The 779-nt window shown below is 44.5% G+C and carries 1 protein-coding gene; it reads left to right on the forward strand.

Features of this window, described 5'->3' with window-relative positions; genetic code table 11:
* The coding region (locus tag A3756_RS28455; protein WP_197481550.1) for a hypothetical protein at positions 1-779 on the forward strand (779 nt) is incomplete at both ends.

The raw sequence follows: 779 nt of genomic DNA on the forward strand, positions 1-779 counted from the left end.
TAGATGATGACTCTACTGAGTATGAAAATTATAACGAATCAACCAACGTTTATACTTGGGGCGATGAAGGTACCGTCTCAGGAAGTCTGGATATCGATGTGACTGGTACGGCATCGGTAGGAACTGTTCTGGTTACTCTAGAGGAAGGTTCAGGTCTAGAAGCTGAAGCCAACCTTTCATATGAAGGCAATGGTACAGAAGGACAGAGTAGCGGTAGCTACGATGACTACCTTAATGCCACCGTGACTGATTTTGATGCGGACTTTAATGTCAGCATTGAACAAACAGAGGCAGGTGAAGGACAAACTGATGGTCCAATGTCATTCTCTGGTATGTTGGGTCTAGACGCATCAATTGGTCGATTCATTGAGGACACAGAAGATACTTGGAACAATACCGAAACTAGTTGGTCTGATTCAGAATCAGAAGATCTAACACTGAGAAGCGCAGTGGTAGGAATTAGTTTGCAGGGTACTTTTGCAAATGATGCGCACAGCTTTGAAGCATCGATAGCGCTAAATGGCGATGCTACGGGTGTTACCTTCCGCGAGATCTATAGTTATGATGAATCATATAGCCAACAAAATGGTTGGTCATATAATGACTCTAACTCGGATAGTGGCGAGACAACATCGAACTGGTCGGACTTGAGTGCAAATCTGAGCTTCAGTGCTGATCTTCAAGGGGTCGCTGATGCAATTGACTTCTCATTTGATGTTGAGCGCTCTGGCTATGACGATGCAGACTTTAGCTTATCTTTGGCTTATCCTGGTCGCACG

It is taken from the genome of Oleiphilus sp. HI0086 (genome assembly GCF_001635225.1).